The organism is Polaromonas sp. (assembly GCF_049790275.1).
Lineage (GTDB): Bacteria > Pseudomonadota > Gammaproteobacteria > Burkholderiales > Burkholderiaceae_C > Polaromonas.
In genome coordinates, this window is record NZ_JBAQYR010000057.1 from 1 (window position 1) to 1,531 (window position 1,531).

Sequence of the window (1,531 nt, forward strand, 5' to 3'; positions counted from 1 at the left end):
TCTTTGCTCATCATCGCTGCCTGACCATTGACCTCAGGCAGCCGGATAACTTCTAATGAAAACCGTCAACCATGTCTCCGCACACCTGTCCACCATGTGTCCGGTCTATACAGCGACGCAAAAGAAAGTGAGTAGCCGCCGGGCTACCCCCGGCTTGTTGGATGTACCACTGCAAATCGAGCAGGGAAAAAAGCAGCCAACCCTCATCTCTGATTCTCCCCTCGCATGCGATTGATCTCGGTCGGCGTCACCGCGCTGGCCTGGTGGCCCCATGCGCTGCGCAGGTAAGTCAGCAGCTCGGCCAGTTCGTTGTCGTTGAGCACCAGCACAAACGGCGGCATGCCGAAGGGGCGCGGGTTGCCGGCTGTGGCCGGGGCGTAGCCGCCGTTGAGCACGACCTGCACCAGGTTGGCGGTGGATGCCATGGTCACGGCGCGGTTGCCGGCCAGCGGCGGATAGGCGCTCGGCACGCCGCGGCCCTGTTCGCCGTGGCACTGTGCGCAATGCGTTTCATAAAGTTTGGCGCCGGCGCGTGCGGCCGCAGGGTTGCCGGCTGCAGCGGGCGAGGGATCTGCCGCGGCGGTGGGGGGCAGGGCCTTCAGGAAGACCGCCATGGCGCCCAGGTCTGCATCGCTCATGTGCTGGGTGCTGTGCAGCACCACCTCGGCCATCGGGCCAAGCACCGAGCCGCGGGGCGACATGCCGGTCTTGAGCAGGGCGGCGATGTGTTCCGGCTGCCAGTCGGCCACGCCGGCCTCGGCCGGTGAAGTCAGCGAAGGCGCGTACCAGTTCTGCATCGGGATCAGGCCGCCGGCCAGGTCCAGCGGTGTGCTGCTGGCGCCGAGCGCATTGCGCGCGCTGTGGCAGGCGCTGCAATGGCCCAGGCCGCGCACCAAGTAGGCTCCGCGGTTCCATTCAGCGGTCTGCGTTGTGTCGGGTGTATAGGGCCGCGGGCTGAAGTAGAGCGCACGCCACACGGCCAGCGCCGCCTGTGTGCTGAAAGGCCAGCGCAGGGCGTGGGGCGTGTTGGGCTGCGCGGCGGGAGGCAGGCTCTGCAGGTAAGCGAAAAGCGCGTCCGAGTCTTCGCGCGTGACCTCGGTGTAGCTGGTGTAGGGAAAGGCCGGGTACAGCAGGCGGCCGTCTTTCGAACGGCCGTTGTGCATGGCGCGCCAGAAGTGGCTGGCCGACCAGTGGCCGATGCCGGTAGCTTTGTCCGGTGTCAGGTTGCCCGAAAAAACCGTGCCGAACGGCGTGGCGATGCCGCGCCCGCCGGCATATGGGCTGCCACCGCGCGCCGTGTGGCAGCTCATGCAGTTGCCGGCACGCGCGAGGTAAGCGCCGCGTTCAAGAAGCGCCGGCGAAGCAGCCGCCGTGGCCACCGCCTCCGTGACATCGGATTCGTCCCGCAGATTGAGCTGCCAGACCGTGAGGGTCAGCAGCAGCGCCAGCACGATGCCGGCAAAAAGCCAGGCGGCCAGCCGCTTCATGGCCGGTGGCCCGATGGTGCCGCGGCACTGCCGCAAGCCGGGAC

General features: G+C 67.3%; 1 protein-coding gene. It reads right to left on the reverse strand.

Annotation, left to right across the window (positions count from 1 at the left end):
- Positions 1–203: 203 nt before the first annotated feature.
- A complete protein-coding gene (locus tag WA904_RS08710) occupies positions 204–1,487 on the reverse strand; it encodes a c-type cytochrome (RefSeq protein ID WP_425196729.1) in 1,284 nt (427 codons plus the stop codon).
- Between the last annotated feature and the right edge of the window lie 44 nt (positions 1,488–1,531).

Bases quoted from the DNA above. Each gene is read 5' to 3' on its own strand.
- WA904_RS08710 (WP_425196729.1), bottom strand. From the start codon at position 1,487: ATGAAGCGGCTGGCCGCCTGGCTTTTTGCCGGCATCGTGCTGGCGCTG.